Raw genomic sequence first — 15,924 nt, 5'->3', positions numbered from 1 at the left:
CTCGGCCGCAGCTACAACGCCAGCACCTGTCCCGGTTCCAGCGCCTGCAGAAACGCGTCGTCATGCGACACCACCACCAAAGTGCCCGGGAACATCCGCAGCACCTGCAGCAGGTGCATCCGCAGCGTCATGTCCAGGTTGTTGGTTGGTTCGTCCAGAACCAGCAGCGCTGGGGGCTTGGCCGCCATCAATGCCAATGAAAGCCGCGCCCGTTCGCCACCGGACAATGCGGACACGGGCGTCTGCGCCGTGGCATCGCCGCGGAACAGGAAGTCGGCCAGGTGCAGCCGGCACTGGGTCTGGCTCCAGTCCGGCATCTGGGCAGACAGCGCCTGGAGAGGCGTGGCCTGCATCGGCAGGTCCCGGTAGTGCTGGTCGAGCAGGGCGATCTGATCAGCTGGCGGCAGCAACCAGTCACCATCACGGCGGATGCTTGGGTCGCCGCACAGCGCGCGTGCCAGCGTGGACTTGCCGCTGCCGTTGTCACCGGTGATCGCCAGGCGATCGCCGACATCCAGGCGCAGATGCAGTCCACCCAGCACCGTTTCCGTGGCATGCGCCACGCTGGCGTCGGTCAGCTGCACCACCACTCCCTCACGTCGCCAGCCGGCCGGCAACGCGAAGGTAGGCTCGATGATGGTCTCCCGCTGCAGGTCATTGCGACGAGCCACGATGTCTTCCTGCTGCTCACGGATCAGCAGTTGCTTGCTGCCGGCGGTGGTATTGCCACGGCCGAGCTTGGTGGCTGAACGCACGCCGCCCCACTTGCGCTGTTCCACCTTGCGCACACCGCGTTCCCGCGAGCTGGCAGCGCGCTGCTGTTCGCGCATCAACGCCTCATGGGCCTGGCCGCGCTCCTGATCCAGCTGGCGCAGCTGCCGGTCGCTGGCCTCGCGTCGCTGCTGCAGGTCCGCCTGATAGTCGCGGTAGCGGCCGCCGAAGTGGCTCACGCGCCCGCCACGTATGTGCCAGAGCTCATTACAGAGCGCATCGATCAGGGCTTCATCGTGGGTGGCCACCAACAGTGCGCCGTGGAACTGGCGCAGGCGCGCGATCAGCGAGCGGCGTGCACTGCGGTCCAGGTGATTGCTGGGTTCATCGAGCAGCAGTACATCGGGGGCGGCATCGAGCGCGCGGGCGAGCGCATGGCGCATCTGCTCGCCGCCGCTGCGAGAGGAGTCATCCAGTACGTGCTGCGGCACGTAGGCGATGCGTGCGCCATCGCGGCGGATGATGGTCCCGCCACTGGGCACCAGAGTACCGGCCAACATCTGCAGCAGGCAGCTCTTGCCGCTGCCGTTGTCGCCGATCAGGGCGATGCGGGCACCTGAGGGCAGGTGCAGGTTGACGTCGGCCAGCAAGGCGCGGCCGTTGAAATCCAGATCCAAAGCATGGGCACGTAACATCGCGTGCGGTCCTCCTGTTGCTGCGCGCTCACTGCATCCGAACGCGGACGCGCAGCTTGGAACAGGGGCGAGGCCGGAACAAGCGAGGAACCGGCCAAGATCCGCCGCAGGTGGGCCAGACCTCCTTCAGCCGCGCTCGCTGGTGATCCGTGCACCTTCACGCATCACCAGCGTCACCGGGGTCTTTTCCACCACCTCCAGCAACCGCTGCCACTGCGCATCGCTCAGCTCGGCGCTGGCATGCAGCACGCGGTGCACGTGGAAGCGTCCATCTTCGTCGCGTTCCGAGCGCAGCTCGGCATGGAACTCGCCCAGCTCCCAGCCCTTGCGTTGCGCATACATGCGCAGGGTGATGGCGGTGCAGGCGGCCAGCGAGGCCAGGTACAGATCGAAGGGGGCGAAGCCCTTGCCCTGGCCGCCCAGCGAGGCGGGCTCGTCCGCGTCCACATCAAAGCTGCCATTGCTGATGTGGTGCAGGTAGTTGTCGCCGGTCGAAACAATGCGCGCGTAGGCCATCGGAGTCTCCATCTGTCTATAGCGTCGAGCCATGCTCGACCAACCCACTGTAAAGTCGAGCCGTGCTCGACTGCTCCAAAAGGCGGCGCCAGCCAAGGCCAGCGCCGCCACGAAATCACTCGGTACGATCGTACGAGAACTGGATGCCTGCCGTACCACCGGTTTCAATGAAGAGATTCATGAAAGCCGGCACCGTTTCCGAGCGGGCCCAGTCGCGCTGCAGCTCGCAGAACAGCTGCGGCACGCTGATCAACTGGCCCCCGGCCTGTTCGATGCGGCGTAGTGCTGCGTCATGCGCCGCCAGCGAGGTACCGCCAACGGCATCGACCACCACGTACACCTCATAGCCTTCCTTCAACGCATCCAGGGCCGGGAAAGTCAGGCAGGCTTCGGTCCACAGTGCGGTCATGATCAGCTTGCGGCGGCCGGTGGCCTCCACCGCCTTGCGGAACTCGACGTCTTCCCAGGAATTGATGGTGGTGCGGTCGTAGGTGGGGTAGTCGCCCAGCACCTTGCGCAGCTGCGGAATCGGCGGCTTGTTCAGGCCGGTCTTGACGTTGACCGTCGAATGCACGATCGGCAGGCCGTAAGCCACAGCGGCCTTGGCGGTGCCGACGATGTTGTTGACCAGCAGCTGGCGGTCCATCGAGGCGATGGAGTTCACCTGCACCGGCTGGTAGTCGATGATGATGAAGGCGGAATTCTGCGGGGTCAGCAGGTGGTCGCTGGCCGGGTCGCGGATCGGTTCACTGGACATGGTGGGTCTCCGGTTGGGAGGGGGCCGGCGGCTGGCCGGCACCCCGGGGGCAGCTCAGCTGCGCTGCGAATCCAGCTGCTCCTGGTTCTTCTGCACGTCCTGCGCCTTCAGGTAGCTTTCGATCAGCAGCTGGTAGTTCGGGAAGATCTTCGTGTAGACCTCGGCCCACTGCTGGGCATCGTCGCGGTTCCAGCTGCGCTGGATTTCCGAGGCCACCGCGGCGGTGTCCATCGGCACCACGCCGGCCTGCACCACGCGGGCCAGGGTGATCTCTTCGGCCATCTTCGAATAGGTGCCCGAGGCATCGATCACCGCGAACACCTGGTAGCCATCGGCCACGGCGGCGATCGACGGGAAGGCCATGCACACGCTGGTGATGGTGCCGGCGATGATCAGCTGCTTGCGGCCGGTGGCCTTCACTGCAGCAACGAATTCCGGATTGTCCCAAGCGTTGATCTCACCCTTGCGCGCCACGTACTGGGCATGCGGGGCCGCGTCGTGAATCTCCGGGATCAGCGGGCCGTTCGGGCCCTGCGGGACCGAGGCGGTGGTGATCACCGGCATCTTTGCCAGCGTGGCCATCTTCGCCAGCGCAGTGGCGTGGGCGCGCACGCTGGTGAATGGCATGTCACCGATGGTCTGGAACAGGCCGCTCTGGTGGTCGATCAGCAGCATCGCGGCGTTGTCCGGATCGATCACCGGGCGGGCACCATTGAAGTTGGCGGGGGTACTCATGGTCAGTCTCCTGGGGAAGGTGGGCGATGGCCCATTGGCGCGGCGGGTCATCACCCGCCGCGCGGAAGCGCTCAGTGCGCGATCCGGCCGAAGCGGCCGCTGTTGAAATCGTTGACCGCCTGGCTGATCTTGGCCTGGCTGTTCATCACGAACGGGCCATAGCCCACCACCGGCTCGTCGATCGGCTCGCCGCTGAGCAGCAGCACAGTGGCGTCGCTGTCGGCGTCGACGAACACGTCCTCGCCGCTGCGGTCGAAGGTGACCAGCTGCGCCTCGCCGACCGGCTGGCCGCCGTTGATCCGGACCTGGCCCTTCAACACCACCAGCGCCAGCGTGCGGCCATCGGCCACCGGCAGTTCGGCGTGGTGGCCCTGCTGCAGGCGGATGTCCCAGACATCCATCGGCGTGTGGGTACGCGCCGGGCCGGCGTGGCCGTCGAAGCGGCCGGCGATGACCCGCACGCGTCCGGCGCCGTCGGGCAGATCCACCGAGGGAATGTCTGCATCGAGCAGGGTCTGGTAGCCCGGCGCACCCATCTTGTCCCGGGCCGGCAGATTGACCCACAGCTGCACCATGTCCAGCGTGCCACCGCGCCTGCTGAATTCCGGCGTATGGAACTCCTCGTGGAGGATGCCGGAGGCGGCGGTCATCCACTGCACGTCACCCGGGCCGATGGTGCCCCCGGCCCCGGTCGAATCGCGGTGCGCGACCTCGCCCTCATAGACGATGGTGACCGTCTCGAAACCGCGGTGCGGATGCTGGCCGACCCCACGCGGGGTATCGCTGGGGGCGAAGCTGTACGGGCCGGCATAGTCCAGCAGCAGGAACGGGCTCAGGTGCTGGCCGTGGGTGTTGTAGGAAAACATCGAGCGGGCGGGGAATCCATCGCCCACCCAGTGCGGGCGGGGGGCGCTGTAGGTACCGGTGACACGCTTCATGGCGATCTCCTGGCCGGGGCTGCCGGCCGCTGTTCTTCGTTGCAGGAGACGATATCGCCGCGACAATTGGGCCGGTAGACGCCAACATTTGCCGTCATAGTCCTATCTGGTGAACAATGGCGGCAGGCCGTGGGCCGCAGGAGATCGCCCCGTGTTCATCGCAGATATCCGCCGTTGTGACCTCAACGACCTGTTCTATTTCGCCATGGTGGTCGAGCACGGCGGCTTCTCGCAGGCCGGGCGGGCGCTGGCCATGCCGAAGTCGAAACTGAGCCGGCGCATCGCGCTGCTGGAAGAACGGTTGGGCGTGCGCCTGATCCAGCGCTCGACCCGGCGTTTCTCGGTCACCGAGGTCGGCCAGGACTACTACCGCCATTGCAAGGCAATGCTGGTCGAGGCCGAGGCGGCCGAAGAAGCCATAGCGATGTCACGCGCCGAGCCGCGCGGCACCATCCGCCTGGCGTGCCCGATCGCGATCCTGCACGCGCGCATCGGCCCGATGCTGGCCGACTTCCTGGCCCTGCACCCCCAGGTGACGGTGCAGCTGGACGCCACCAACCGCCGCGTGGACGTGGTGGGCGAGGGCGTGGATGTGGCGATCCGGGTACGGCCGCCGCCATTGGAAGACAGCGACCTGGTGGTGCGCGTGCTGGCACGCCGGGTCTGGTGCACCAGTGCCAGCCCGGCGCTGCTGCAACGGTTGGGCACGCCGCAGGTGCCGGCCGACCTGGCGATGATGCCGACCGTCGATCTGGCCTCGCCCAGTCAGCAGCATGTGTGGGAATACAGTGGGCCCGGCGAGATCCAGGCCAGCGTGCATCACCGCCCGCGCCTGGTCAGCGATGACATGATCGCGTTGCGCGCAGCCGCGGTGGCCGGGGTCGGGCTGTTGATGCTGCCGCGGATGATGATCACCGATGAGCTGGAGAGCGGGGCGCTGCTGCCGGTGCTCCCCGAGTGGGTGCCGAAACACGGCATCGTGCATGCGGTGTTCCCTTCGCGGCGTGGGCTGCTGCCGGCGGTACGCGCGTTGATCGATTACCTCGCCGAGCGTTTCGAGGCGTTGGACGAACCGTAGGCTCCGCATCCACATCCACGCATGGCGTGGATCTACTGGATCCGGCGCCGCCTGGGAGATCCACGCCATGCGTGGATGATCCTGGTGCCGCGCGACGGGCCTTCGCTTGCCGCCTGCGGCCGCGCAGCCCACAATCCATGTCCGGACCGTCGCCATCACGCCCATCATTCCCCGGTCCGGCCTTGGCACCTATGTCTCCCAATGCCCTGGCGCTGGTCGAGCTGCTGATCCGCGAGCGCCGTGCGTTGTCTCGCTTCATCGCGCGCTATCTCGACCCGGCCAGTACCGAGGACACCCTGCAGAACCTGTACCTGAAGGCCAGCAGCGTGCCCGGTGATCCACCGATCCTGGAGCCGCGCGGCTATCTGTACCGGATGGCCTATCACCATGCGCTCAACCGCAGCCAGGCCGACGCCCGCGAGCGGCGCGCGATGGCCGAGTACGCCGCCGACATGGCCGAGGCGGGCCACGACGGCGAGGCGCAGGCACTGGACCAGGCACAGCTGCGCGAGATCACCCAGACCATCCTCGCGCTGCCAGCGCAGGTGCGCGAGTGTTTCGTGCTCAACCGCTACCTGGGCCTGAGCGAGCGCGAGATCGCCACACGGCTGGGTATTTCCAAGAGCCTGGTCGGCAAGCATGTGCTGCGCGCGGCACTGTTGATCCAGCAGCACCAGCAGGGAATGCATCGATGAGCGGCGATTGCCGTGGGCAGATCGCGCCCGCCGTTGTCACAACAGGAAAGCGCACCCGTTCGTGGTGCGGCAGGCCACAACCATGACCACGTCCGAACCCTCGCCGCGTCAGGCCAGGCAGGCGTTGCGCTGGGTGATCCGGTGCAGTGCAGGCCCGCTGCCGGAACGCCAGCAACGAACCCTGCAGCGCTGGCTGCAGGCCGATCCACGCCATGCGCTGGCCTGGCGCCAGCAGACGGCGTTCTGGCGGGGGCTGGATGCCGCCGGGCCCGAGGTGCTGGCGGCGCTGCCCGAGCTCACCACCGATCGCGAGGGCCTGCGCCCGATCGCGCCGCGCCGTCGCCTGCCATGGCTGCTGGCCAGTGCCGCCGCCGTCGCACTGATGGTGACGGCGGCACCGCACGCGCTGCTGCTGGCACGCAGTGACCTGCGCAGCAGCGATGCGCCACGCGTGGTGCAACTGGAAGACGGCAGCACCGCCGTGCTCGATGCGGGCACCGCATTGGCGGTCGAGTTCGACGGCCAGCAGCGTCGCCTGCGCCTTCTGCGCGGGCAGGCCTGGTTCCAGGTGGCGCACGAAGCTCGCCCGTTCCATGTCGAGGCCGCGGGCGGCCGGGTCCGTGATATCGGCACCGCCTTCAGTGTGTCGATGCAGGACGCCACGGTCACCACCCAGGTCAGTGAGGGTGTGGTCGAAGTGCGGCCGGGCGATGGCAGTGTGCAGCGCCTGCATGCCGGGCAGTCACGGGCGTTCCGTGACGGCCGCTGGCTGCAGCCGGTGCAGCTGGAAGACCCCGAGACCATGGCGCCGTGGCGGCGTGGCGAGGTAGTGATCGATGATCGGCCGGCCGCGCAGGCCATCGCCGATCTGGCCCGCTATCGGCGTGCACCGGTCTTGGTACTGGGCGGGCAGGGCGCGAACGTGCGGGTCAGTGGCCTGTTCCACCTGCAGCAGCCGGAGACGGCCATCGATGCGGTGGCCGCGCAGGCAGGACTGCGCGTGCAGCGCTTGCCCGGTGGCGCGTTGGTGCTGTGGTGAGGTGCCGCCGGTTCATGGCGGAATACGCCGCATGAAAAAAACATGAAAAAACCGTGGGCACCTGCAGTGTCCCGCTGTCTATAGAGGTATAGCCAGAGCGAAACACCGTTTTTCCTCAAGCCAGACACACCACCGGCACCGGATGTGCCCGTGGTCCAGCCACGCTTGAGGAGTTCCTGTCCATGTCGTCCACGGCATCCGCCTGTCATCGTCGCGCCACCGTTCTGGCCCTGGCCGTTTCCACCGCATTGCTGCCGCTGGCCTGGGTGCCGGCCGTGCAGGCACAACCGGCGATCGTCGCGCCGGTGCGCCAGTACGCCATCCCGGAGCAGCCACTGGCTGATGCCGTACGTGCCTTTGGCCGCCAGGCCGATGTGCAGGTGGTGTTCCGCAGTGACCTGGTGGAGGGCCGCCGCTCCAGTGCGGTGAGTGGCGAGTACAGCCAGATGCAGGCCCTGCAGCAGCTGCTGCGCGGCAGCGGCGTGCGCGCACAGCGTGGTATGGACGGTACCTGGAGCCTGCGGGCCGCAGCGGAGGCGGGTGAAGGGGAAGGGGTGCGGGTGACCGAAACACTGGACGTGGCCGGTCGCCTTCAGTCGGAAGGGGGTGAGGCACGCGATCGGCGCGGCTACGATGATGTGTTCGCGCTGGACCTGACCACGGCGTATTCGGGGCGCGACCGGGTGGAGCGCTATCGTGGTTCCAATCCGGCCGACGTGGTCAAGGATCTGGTCGGCGTGTTCAGCGGCGATGCGCGCAACAGCGGCGCGCTGGACGTCAACATCCGTGGCATCCAGGGGCCCGGGCGGGTGCCGGTCAGCATCGACGGTGGCGAACAGGCGCTCACGGTCTGGCGCGGCTACAACGGCGTCAGCAACCGCAACTACATCGATCCCAACCTGATTGGTGGCATCCAGGTCATCAAGGGGCCAGGGCTGGTGCGCGATGTGCACAGCGGGATCGGCGGTGCGCTGGTGATCAAGACCATCGACGTTGACGACATTGTTGCTGCCGGCGAGCGCTTCGGCGGGGAGCTGAAGATCGAAGGCAGCAGCAATGCGGTGGCACCGCGCCTGCCGCGCCTGCACACCGGCGAGGATTACCGCACCGTGCCGGGGTTCCCGCAGGGCTCGCCGAATTCACCCTATGACGACCGCACCCTGGTGGTGCCGGTGAAGTCGCGCAGCGGCAACAACCCCTTCGATGGCGAGGACCAGGCCTGGCGGTTGGCACTGGGCGTACGCGGCGACAACGTCGACCTGATGGCTGCCTACGCCTGGCGCAAGCGCGGCAACTACTTCTCCGGCAGCAAGGGAAGCGCGTACTACGACCAGGACCGGCGCGAGCAGTACGAGTACCAGGGCATCGACTACATCACCACGCTGGCGCGTTACTTCAAACCGGGCGATGAAGTGCCCAATACCTCCAGCGAACAGGAGTCCTGGCTGGTCAAGGGCAGCTGGCAGATCAACGACGACCAGCAGCTGAAGGCCACCTGGCGGCGCACCTTGTCCCACTATGGCGAGATCATGCCGTCGCGCATCCTGTCCGCGCCCGACTACGGACGCATCCAGTGGCCGCTCAGCCGGGTTGCGTCCGATGCCTGGAACCTGGAATACCGCTTCCAGCCGGCCGGCAGCCGCTGGCTGGACCTCTACGCCAACCTGTGGCGCACGGAGACGGACAGCGATACCTACAGTGCTGGCGGCTTCCCGAACTTCGCAGTGGGTAATCCGGCATGGAACCCGGACGCCAGCCCGATCCTGCGCAACACCGCGCTGGCCAACGCGCGCAACGACCGCACCGGCCTGATCCTGAGCAACCGCTTCGCCCTGCATTCGACCCTGGACCTGACCGTGGGCGGCAACTGGCAGTACGAGAAGCTCGGCTCGAGCGATCCGTACTTCGGTACCACCGATGGCTGGCGTATGTTCCCGCGTGCCGGGCGCCGGCAGGAGGGCGAGGGCTACCTCACCCTGGAGTGGCGGCCGGTCGACTTCCTTACCCTCAATGCAGGCGTGCGCTACAGCCGCTACTGGGCCTTCGACGATTTCCTCGAGGCGCACCCCGAGCTGCTGACCAAGGGCGTAGGTGGCAAGGAAGCGCAGTACACCGTGAACGAGTTGCCGCCCCGTCCCGCCAATCTGCAGGCCCGCATCGACGCGTTGGAAGCACGCCGCGCCGTATGGGAAAAGCGCGGCATGGGCTGGTTCATCGATGACAGCATCCGTGCGTTGCTGGCGCCGTACGAGACGCCGCGTCCGGTCAGGTACACGCGGCCCTGGCTGCCCGATGCCGATGGCAACTACACCCGCGCCGGCAATCCCTGCCTCAATGGCGAAGTGGCGGCCATTCCCGGCGTGCAGCCGGTGTTTGCCGGCAGCGACCAGGTCTGCAACATCGGCAACAGCGTACAGTCGCAGCCGGTCGATGCACGCAACAGCCGCCGCCGCGACCATGCCTGGCTGCCGACCTTCTCGGCCACTGCACACCTGTCCCCGGCCGCCCGTGCCTACGTGCGTTACAGCGAAGCGGTGCGCTTCCCGAGCATGTTCGAAAGCACCATCGCCTTCTCCGGCAGCCTCAATCCGCTGCATGCGCTCAAGCCCGAGCACGCCTACAACTACGAAGTGGGCTACGTGCACAACCTGTCGGCCCTGTTCGGCAACACCGCCGATGCCGACGTCAAGCTGGCGTACTACGTGCACAAGACCCGTGACGTGATCGAGCGCGATGGCAACTTCCTGTTCGACAACATCGACAAGCAGACCATCCGTGGCATCGAACTGCAGGCCCGCTTCGACAACCGGCGCTTCTTCACCGATCTGGGCATCACCCGCACGCTGGAAAACGAGGTGTGTGACGAGAGCACGGCGGTGCTCCTGGATGCGAACCGCGGCCTGGTCCCGAACTGCGTGCAGGATGGTTTCGTCGGTGGCTACCTGCTGACCCAGGCCATTCCCAAGCTGTCGATCAACTGGTCGCTGGGCACGCGCCTGTTCGATGAGCGCCTGGAGCTTGGCAGCCGCATCGTGCACTACCAGCGCCACGAGAACCCTGATCTGCAGGCCTACCGTGACCGCCTGCTGAGCGGTGGCAGCGGCCTGCTCTGGCAGAACGTGCCGTTCACCTGGGGAAACATCACCACTGTCGATGCCTATGCGCGCTGGCGCTTCAACGAGCATGCCAGCGTCGAACTGGTCGGCAGCAACCTCGGCAACCGCTACTACGTCGATCCAGCCACGCGGTCCACGCTGCCGGCCCCGGGTCGCACCCTGAAGCTCGGCGTCACCGCACGCTTCTGATCTCCCACCTTCAAGCGTTGTACCCGTAGTTCCCTCAACCAAGGAGCAATACCATGAAAATGATCTCCCGCCACGAATTAGCGACCAACGCGCTGAGGCATGGCGCGCTCACCCATGAGGATGGCCGGATCGAGGTCACCTGGGATCTGCAGGTTCAGGCCGGCCAGCCATGGCTGGGCCTGCACTGGTGCGAGCGTCATGCCGAGGTGGAGGACTGGGAGCTGCCACGCCAGCGCGGCCTGGGCCGGGCGCTGATCGAGCAGCGCGTGCCGTACGAGCTGGCTGGCAGCGGGGAGCTGCGCTTTGGCCCACAAGGCCTGGATGCCTGGATCCGCTTCCCGTTGCGGGAGCGCGACAGCCTGCTGCAGACCGATGCTCCGGGCGCGGCGGCGGAGGGTTCCGTCAGGTAAAGGTCCATTTATCCCCAATTGGGCCAAATTGGGCATAATGGCCTCAACTATCCCCGTCTGGAGCCGTGCCATGACCCTGCCGCTGGATCTGCCTGGCCTCGAAAAGGCCCCGGCCTCGTCGGTGAAGACCCGTGGCTGGCCGAGCCTGATGCGCACCGTGCGCGAGAAGCAGGCACTGGTCATCACCAACCACAATCATCCGGAAGCGGTGATCGTGGATATCCGCACGTACCAGGAGCTGCTGGCCAGGGCCGCCGGCGGTGACGCCGATGAGCGCAGTGAAGAACTGCTGCGCCTGCGCGGTGAGTTCGACCAGACCCTGGCCAGCCTGCAGCGCGGTGAGGGGCTGGGCAAGGTGCTGGGCCAGCCGATCCGCCGTGGCCGCAAGGTCACCCTCGGCCGTCCGCTCTGAACGATGGGGCGGATCCTGGTGCTGGCCGGCGTCAATGGCGCCGGCAAAAGCTCGCTGCTGGGTACCTGGCTGGAAGCCGAAGGACTGAGCTGGTTCAACCCCGATTCGTTCACCCGCCGCCTGGTCGAGGCTGGCTGGCCGCTGCCCGAAGCCAATGCCGAGGCCTGGCAGGAAGGCACCCGCCGCCTGCGCCAGGCCATGGCCGATGGCACGGACTTCGCCTTCGAGACCACGTTGGGTGGCAACACCATTCCACGCCTGCTGCGCGAGGCCTGCGAGCACCATCACGTCGCGATCTGGTTCTGTGGCCTGGCCACGGTCGAGCTGCACATCGCCCGCGTGGCGGCGCGAGTAGAGGCCGGTGGCCACGATATTCCGGTGGAAAAGATCCACGCCCGCTTCGATTCGGCGCGCGAGAACCTGTTGGACCTGCTGCCGCACCTGGCTGAGCTGCATGTCTACGACAACAGCGCGCCGGCCGACGCAGAAGGCTGCGTCGCGCCCCTCCCGGTGCTGGCGATGGAGCGCGGCCAGCTGCAGTATCCGGTCTCGGTGGCCGAACTGCTGCACACGCCGGACTGGGCCAAACCCATCGTGATGCGTGCGATGGAGTTGGACACCCCGCAGTAGATCCACGCCATGTGTGGATGTCTTTCACGCATCGCGCGAAACCGCGCCGTGCACGACTGGGCGCCACCGGAGCTGCCGTTAGACTGACCGCACACTCATGGAGGACGACATGCACGGACCTGCGACGTTCCGCTCCACTTCGATCTGCCTGGTGCTTGCTGCGCTGGCGCTGTCCAGCCTGACGGCGACGGCCGCGCCTGCCGCGTCCAAGCGGGTGGCGCCGCCGCCCAGCCTGGTACAGGCCTACCTCGCCGCCGAAGCCAACCTGCGGCTGATTCCCGGCGACGACATTGAATCCGATTTCCGTCCGGTGTGGACCGCTGTTACCGACCTCGATGGCGATGGCCGTGCCGAGGTCGTGTACTTCTATACGTCCACCTACACCGGCGGCAGCTTCGCGCAACGCAATGTGGTGGCGGTGATGACGGCGCTGACGGCAAACGATCCGCGCGGCCAGGAGAACCCGAACAGCCTGTCGCCGGTGGAAGCAGAGGACTATGCCGCCATCCGCAGGTATGGCTATGCTGACGATGCGGCTGAACAGATTCCAGGCGCCATCCGCGCGATCCGCATCCAGGGTGATCGCATCATTGTCGATTTCACCGTCAGTGCCGGGGCGACGGTCTGCGAATGGAAGAGCCCGAACCGCCACGTCTGTCCGCCGGACGGAAACTACACATGGACGCTGCGTTGGACGCCGGGGAAGCTGACCCGCATCAAGAAATAGCGCCAGGTAGCGCCGGGCGTATCCGCCCGGCGCCACAGGCCCCATGTAGATCCAGGCCATGCGTGTGGCATTTCGCGGCGAGCCTCAGGCCGGCTTCACCTGCTCGGGCTCAGCAACGTCCGGCAGCGGCGGCAGGCTCGGGTCCACCGTGACCGGCACATCGCTCTTCAACAGCGCCGCAGCTTCCCTGTCGCTGCCGACGGCCGGCGGTGAACCACGCAATGGCAGGCCGGCGGTTTCCTTCACGAACAGCATCGTGATCAGGCCGACCACCGCCGCGCCCATCAGGTAGTAGGCCGGCACCAGCGGGTCGCCGGTACGTTCCACCAGCCATGCGGTGACCAGCGGCGTGGTGCCACCGAACAGCGACACCGAGACGTTGAAGGCGATCGACAGCGCGCTGTAGCGCACCGGGGTATAGAACAGCGCCGGCAGCGTGGATGACATCGAGCTGGTGAAGCACACCAGCGCCAGGCCCAGCAGCATCAGGCCGAGGAAGATCATCCAGTCGTTGCCGCTGCCGACCAGCAGCAGGCACGGAATGGCCAGCACCAGCAGCGCAATGCAGGCGCCGATGATCATCGGCCGGCGGCCCAGCTTGTCACTGAACAATCCGCCGACGATGTTCAGCGGCATCATCACCAGCATCACGATGATGATCAGCAGCAGGCCCTTGCTCTCGGCGTAGCCCATGGTGACGCTGAGGTAGCTGGGCATGTAGGTCAACAGCATGTAGTCGGTCACGTTGAACACCAGCACCAGGCCCATGCACACCAGCAGCTGGCGGCCGTGCACCTGGAACAGCGCGCCAAGCCCGGGCCGATCATGTTCGCGCTTCTCGGCTTCCTCGGCGAAGGCGCGGAATGCCGGGGTCTCTTCCAGCTTCATGCGCATGTACAGGCCGAGAAGGCCCAGCGGGCCGGCCACCAGGAATGGAATGCGCCAGCCCCAGTCCAGCATCTGTTCGCTGCTCAACAGCATGTGCAGCGCGGTCACGGTACCGGCGCCGGCGATGTATCCGCCCAGCGTACCGAACTCCAGCCAGCTGCCCATCAGGCCGCGGTTGCGGTCGGTGGAATACTCGGCGATGAAGGTGGCCGCACCGCCGTACTCGCCGCCGGTGGAAAAGCCCTGCACCACACGCGCCAGCAGCAACAGCACCGGTGCCCAGATGCCGATCCGCTCGTAGGAAGGAATCAGGCCGATCGCAAAGGTACCCAGCGCCATCAGGATCATGGTGAACGCCAGCACCTTCTGGCGCCCATAGCGGTCGCCGAGCGGGCCGAACACCAGGCCGCCGAGTGGACGCACCAGGAATGCCACGGTGAAGGTGGCGAAGGCCGCGATCACCTGTGCGGTGGGATGGCTCGACGGGAAGAACACCTGGCCGATGGTGACGGCCAGATAGCCGTAGACACCGAAGTCGAACCACTCCATGGCATTGCCGAGTGCAGCGGCACCGACGGCGCGCTTGAGCATGGGCTTGTCGACGACGGTGATCTCATCGACCTTCAGGTGGCGGCGGCGTTTGAACCAGCCGAAGTGGGCATGGGAATCGGGCGTGTCCTGCATAGGGGCTCCCTTGTAGGTATGAAATAGGGGAATGGGTGCTGTGGTGTGTCCCGGAAATCGGAAACGGCGATGCAGGCGCAAGTGGCGCAGGGGCATCGGAAGGCGGCGTGGGGGCCGGGGAATGTGTGCAGGCGCAACGCCACGCGCACGGCAAAGCACCGCCGCAAGGGCGGAAACGCGGCAACGGGATCACAACGGCCGCGCAGTTGGCAGCCGCGTGTCACATCAGCGTGTGGGGATGGCAGGCCGTGGGCCTGCGGGCGTCATCCGCCGGGATCCAGCGCGAGGCGATGGAAATGCAGGGCGGGAGCAATCGTGGCAAGCGAAGCGCCGGTCGGCAGTGCTTCCCACGTAACAGGTGCGCCCGTCACGTAGTGGGTCGTGTCGATCATCCGTTCATCATAACGGCACCGGCGTGAGCGTGCAGCGAAGCGGGCTGATCTGCACGCTGTGTTCCACGTCGCCTGTTCAGAAGGCTCAGGCTGACTTCGCCAGCAAACCGAACACCGTGCAGGCCATCGCCAAGGCGCCCGGCAGTGCCAGTTTCCGCGTGACCAGTGCGGCGCCGATCATCGTGAGCACCGAGAGCATGATGGCCAGGGCGAAGAACGGTTGGCCCTGCAGGAACTGGTGGATGCAGCCGGCACAGCCGGCAATGGCCAGGCTGGTGGCGAAGCAGACGTGGAACAGTGAGCCAGCGTGCACAGCGGTTCCTCGCGATGATGGAGGCCATAGCGGCAGGCCTCCCGGTAAATTTAGGGCGGATTTCAGATTGCGATGACGGAATCACATCCTGTACGCGCTCTGGTGACATCGGCGTGCATAAGGTGGAGCACACACCCACTTTTCAAATTGATGGAGGATGCAATGGCGCGGACGATTCCCGAAGGAACGCTGATCGTGGTAGCCGACGGTGGTTCGGCACGGGTGTTTACCAACGTGGGCAGCAACCATCAGTTGACCCTGAAACAGGAGGGCGAGCTGCGCCTGCAGGACATCAGTGAGCAGGGCGTGTCCGGGCAGGGGCCTGCGGGTGCCGTGCCGAAGGACATGTCGGTCTCGCAGCTCAACGAGGCGACGTTCGCCAAGCAGGTGGCCGAACAGCTCAATGAGGATGCCTTGAAGAACCGCTATGCGCACCTGGTGTTGATCGCCGACCCGACCACGCTGGGTCGCATCCGTCCGCTGCTGCATAAAGAGGTCCAGGCGCGATTGCTCGGGGATATTGCCAAGGACCTGACCAACGCGCCGCTGGAAGACATCCAGAAGGCACTGGCGGCGTAGCGCTCATGCCGTTCATGCGTGATCACCTTCCGAACGAGCCCACCTTTGCGGGGGTGGCGGCGCAGGCTGGGTGGCAGGTGCTGGAGTTCGGTGCGCCCTGGTGCGGTCATTGCCAGGCCGCGCAGCCCGCGTTGCAGGCCTTCGTCGAAGCGAACGATCTGCCGCATTGGAAGATCGAGGATGGCAAGGGAAGGCCATTGGGGCGAGCGTTCAAGGTGAAGCTGTGGCCGACAGTGGTGCTGCTGCGCGATGGAGAAGAGGTCGCGCGGGTGGTGAGGCCGCTGGACAGTGCGGACCTCATGTCGTTGCAGAGCGCGCTTCCCGGTTGATGATTGAACCCGGCGCGGGACACCGGGCAGTCGCACTGCAGCATGCGGCGTGACAGGCCCGGTGCTAGCATCCGGCTACCACCTGAATCGA

At 66.4% G+C, this 15,924-nt stretch carries 17 protein-coding genes and 1 pseudogene; 10 read left to right on the top strand and 8 right to left on the bottom strand.

What is annotated here, in order from left to right; genetic code table 11:
• Positions 1 to 11 precede the first annotated feature (11 nt).
• From ACZK3J_RS12875 to ACZK3J_RS12855, 5 genes are all read right to left on the bottom strand, one after another.
• The gene (locus tag ACZK3J_RS12875) at positions 12 to 1,406 is read right to left on the bottom strand and encodes an ABC-F family ATP-binding cassette domain-containing protein (protein WP_134951888.1); all 1,395 of its coding nucleotides are present in this window, start codon (positions 1,404 to 1,406) and stop codon (positions 12 to 14) included.
• 126 nt (positions 1,407 to 1,532) lie between these two features.
• Complete coding sequence (locus tag ACZK3J_RS12870) at positions 1,533 to 1,922, bottom strand: OsmC family protein (protein ID WP_032129425.1); 390 nt, start codon at positions 1,920 to 1,922, stop codon at positions 1,533 to 1,535.
• Between the two features lie 115 nt (positions 1,923 to 2,037).
• Positions 2,038 to 2,679, bottom strand: coding sequence for a hydrolase (locus tag ACZK3J_RS12865; protein WP_005409869.1), 642 nt, complete (start codon positions 2,677 to 2,679; stop codon positions 2,038 to 2,040).
• A gap of 54 nt (positions 2,680 to 2,733) precedes the next feature.
• A complete protein-coding gene (locus tag ACZK3J_RS12860) occupies positions 2,734 to 3,414 on the bottom strand; it encodes a hydrolase (protein WP_071227966.1) in 681 nt (226 codons plus the stop codon).
• Between the two features lie 71 nt (positions 3,415 to 3,485).
• Positions 3,486 to 4,352, bottom strand: a complete 867-nt coding sequence (locus ACZK3J_RS12855; protein WP_478475901.1) for a pirin family protein — start codon at positions 4,350 to 4,352, stop codon at positions 3,486 to 3,488.
• A 151-nt stretch (positions 4,353 to 4,503) separates the two neighbouring features.
• On the opposite strand from ACZK3J_RS12855, the gene ACZK3J_RS12850 reads away from it, so the two are divergent.
• The 8 genes and pseudogenes from ACZK3J_RS12850 to ACZK3J_RS12815 all read left to right on the top strand — a co-directional run bounded on the left by ACZK3J_RS12850 (position 4,504) and on the right by ACZK3J_RS12815 (position 12,648).
• A complete protein-coding gene (locus ACZK3J_RS12850) occupies positions 4,504 to 5,430 on the top strand; it encodes a LysR family transcriptional regulator (protein WP_071227968.1) in 927 nt (308 codons plus the stop codon).
• A 191-nt stretch (positions 5,431 to 5,621) separates the two neighbouring features.
• Positions 5,622 to 6,125, top strand: a complete 504-nt coding sequence (locus ACZK3J_RS12845) for an RNA polymerase sigma factor (protein ID WP_049462496.1) — start codon at positions 5,622 to 5,624, stop codon at positions 6,123 to 6,125.
• Positions 6,126 to 6,207: 82 nt separating this feature from the next.
• Positions 6,208 to 7,164, top strand: a complete 957-nt coding sequence (locus ACZK3J_RS12840) for a FecR domain-containing protein (protein ID WP_257470886.1) — start codon at positions 6,208 to 6,210, stop codon at positions 7,162 to 7,164.
• A 182-nt stretch (positions 7,165 to 7,346) separates the two neighbouring features.
• Positions 7,347 to 10,469, top strand: a complete 3,123-nt coding sequence (locus ACZK3J_RS12835) for a TonB-dependent receptor (RefSeq protein ID WP_478475900.1) — start codon at positions 7,347 to 7,349, stop codon at positions 10,467 to 10,469.
• 68 nt (positions 10,470 to 10,537) lie between these two features.
• A pseudogene (locus tag ACZK3J_RS12830) lies at positions 10,538 to 10,879 on the top strand (histidine kinase); the annotation flags it as partial.
• A 70-nt stretch (positions 10,880 to 10,949) separates the two neighbouring features.
• Positions 10,950 to 11,291 (top strand): type II toxin-antitoxin system prevent-host-death family antitoxin, encoded by a 342-nt coding sequence (locus ACZK3J_RS12825; RefSeq protein ID WP_049462502.1) that lies wholly within the window; start codon positions 10,950 to 10,952, stop codon positions 11,289 to 11,291.
• A 3-nt stretch (positions 11,292 to 11,294) separates the two neighbouring features.
• On the top strand, positions 11,295 to 11,921 hold the full coding sequence (locus ACZK3J_RS12820; protein WP_049462504.1) for an ATPase: 627 nt from the start codon (positions 11,295 to 11,297) through the stop codon (positions 11,919 to 11,921).
• Between the two features lie 109 nt (positions 11,922 to 12,030).
• Positions 12,031 to 12,648 carry a hypothetical protein gene (locus tag ACZK3J_RS12815; protein ID WP_134951452.1) on the top strand — a complete coding sequence of 206 codons (618 nt, stop codon included), beginning with the start codon at positions 12,031 to 12,033 and terminating at the stop codon, positions 12,646 to 12,648.
• Between the two features lie 84 nt (positions 12,649 to 12,732).
• On the opposite strand, the gene proP is transcribed toward ACZK3J_RS12815, so the two are convergent.
• From proP to ACZK3J_RS12800, 3 genes are all read right to left on the bottom strand, one after another.
• Entirely contained in the window at positions 12,733 to 14,220 is a 1,488-nt protein-coding gene (gene proP / locus ACZK3J_RS12810) for a glycine betaine/L-proline transporter ProP (RefSeq protein WP_478475899.1), read from the bottom strand.
• 263 nt (positions 14,221 to 14,483) lie between these two features.
• On the bottom strand, positions 14,484 to 14,612 hold the full coding sequence (locus ACZK3J_RS12805) for a hypothetical protein (RefSeq protein ID WP_256200907.1): 129 nt from the start codon (positions 14,610 to 14,612) through the stop codon (positions 14,484 to 14,486).
• Positions 14,613 to 14,697: 85 nt separating this feature from the next.
• Positions 14,698 to 14,925: a hypothetical protein gene (locus tag ACZK3J_RS12800; RefSeq protein WP_049462507.1), complete on the bottom strand. Its 228-nt coding sequence runs from the start codon at positions 14,923 to 14,925 to the stop codon at positions 14,698 to 14,700.
• Between the two features lie 162 nt (positions 14,926 to 15,087).
• Here ACZK3J_RS12800 and ACZK3J_RS12795 point away from each other — a divergent pair, with 162 nt between their 5' ends.
• Together ACZK3J_RS12795 and ACZK3J_RS12790 are read left to right on the top strand one after the other, a co-directional pair.
• Positions 15,088 to 15,504 carry a baeRF12 domain-containing protein gene (locus ACZK3J_RS12795; protein ID WP_019337746.1) on the top strand — a complete coding sequence of 139 codons (417 nt, stop codon included), beginning with the start codon at positions 15,088 to 15,090 and terminating at the stop codon, positions 15,502 to 15,504.
• Between the two features lie 5 nt (positions 15,505 to 15,509).
• A complete protein-coding gene (locus ACZK3J_RS12790; RefSeq protein ID WP_049462508.1) occupies positions 15,510 to 15,833 on the top strand; it encodes a thioredoxin family protein in 324 nt (107 codons plus the stop codon).
• Positions 15,834 to 15,924 lie beyond the last annotated feature (91 nt).

The organism is Stenotrophomonas sp. 86428_Sma (assembly GCF_056481585.1).
This window is presented reverse-complemented; position numbering and strand designations above follow the sequence as displayed.

Excerpts from the sequence above, each read along its gene's own strand:
- ACZK3J_RS12875 (WP_134951888.1), bottom strand. The coding sequence starts at position 1,406 with ATGTTACGTGCCCATGCTTTGGATCTGGATTTCAACGGCCGCGCCTTG.
- ACZK3J_RS12870 (WP_032129425.1), bottom strand. The coding sequence starts at position 1,922 with ATGGCCTACGCGCGCATTGTTTCGACCGGCGACAACTACCTGCACCAC.
- ACZK3J_RS12865 (WP_005409869.1), bottom strand. The coding sequence starts at position 2,679 with ATGTCCAGTGAACCGATCCGCGACCCGGCCAGCGACCACCTGCTGACC.
- ACZK3J_RS12860 (WP_071227966.1), bottom strand. The coding sequence starts at position 3,414 with ATGAGTACCCCCGCCAACTTCAATGGTGCCCGCCCGGTGATCGATCCG.
- ACZK3J_RS12855 (WP_478475901.1), bottom strand. The coding sequence starts at position 4,352 with ATGAAGCGTGTCACCGGTACCTACAGCGCCCCCCGCCCGCACTGGGTG.
- ACZK3J_RS12845 (WP_049462496.1), top strand. The coding sequence starts at position 5,622 with ATGTCTCCCAATGCCCTGGCGCTGGTCGAGCTGCTGATCCGCGAGCGC.
- ACZK3J_RS12840 (WP_257470886.1), top strand. The coding sequence starts at position 6,208 with ATGACCACGTCCGAACCCTCGCCGCGTCAGGCCAGGCAGGCGTTGCGC.
- ACZK3J_RS12835 (WP_478475900.1), top strand. The coding sequence starts at position 7,347 with ATGTCGTCCACGGCATCCGCCTGTCATCGTCGCGCCACCGTTCTGGCC.
- ACZK3J_RS12825 (WP_049462502.1), top strand. The coding sequence starts at position 10,950 with ATGACCCTGCCGCTGGATCTGCCTGGCCTCGAAAAGGCCCCGGCCTCG.
- ACZK3J_RS12820 (WP_049462504.1), top strand. The coding sequence starts at position 11,295 with ATGGGGCGGATCCTGGTGCTGGCCGGCGTCAATGGCGCCGGCAAAAGC.
- ACZK3J_RS12815 (WP_134951452.1), top strand. The coding sequence starts at position 12,031 with ATGCACGGACCTGCGACGTTCCGCTCCACTTCGATCTGCCTGGTGCTT.
- proP (WP_478475899.1), bottom strand. The coding sequence starts at position 14,220 with ATGCAGGACACGCCCGATTCCCATGCCCACTTCGGCTGGTTCAAACGC.
- ACZK3J_RS12805 (WP_256200907.1), bottom strand. The coding sequence starts at position 14,612 with ATGATCGACACGACCCACTACGTGACGGGCGCACCTGTTACGTGGGAA.
- ACZK3J_RS12795 (WP_019337746.1), top strand. The coding sequence starts at position 15,088 with ATGGCGCGGACGATTCCCGAAGGAACGCTGATCGTGGTAGCCGACGGT.
- ACZK3J_RS12790 (WP_049462508.1), top strand. The coding sequence starts at position 15,510 with ATGCCGTTCATGCGTGATCACCTTCCGAACGAGCCCACCTTTGCGGGG.